1 pseudogene is annotated in these 356 nt (G+C 33.7%); it reads right to left on the reverse strand.

The features are described from left to right. Positions 1 to 12: 12 nt before the first annotated feature. Positions 13 to 356: pseudogene (locus AC973_RS10015) on the reverse strand (IS30 family transposase); the annotation flags it as partial.

Genomic DNA, 356 nt, shown 5'->3' on the forward strand with positions numbered 1-356 from the left:
TATCTTCAATTGTCAGATTAAGTGCAACGATTCATTAAAAAATACTTCATAAGGGGTTTTCCAGTTTAGACATTTCCGTGGTCGCGTGTTTAATTTATTCGCTCATTCTTGAATTTGACTATCGAAAATACCTGAAATATCTTCACCTTTAGGTGAATATTCACGTAATAAACCATTAGTATTTTCGTTTGTACCACGTTGCTATGGAGCATGTGGATCTGGAAAATACACTTTAGTGCCATTTAATTCTAGCGTTATTCGACTATGTTGGGAGAATTCTTTTCCTCTATCGGGTGTAACGGTTTTACATTTATCTTCTCCTATATTTCTTAGTAGATTGATCATACAATCAATCA

Origin of the sequence: Carnobacterium sp. 1290_CSPC, from assembly GCF_001053265.1 — a bacterium.
Classification (GTDB): Bacteria; Bacillota; Bacilli; order Lactobacillales; family Aerococcaceae; genus Aerococcus; species Aerococcus urinaeequi.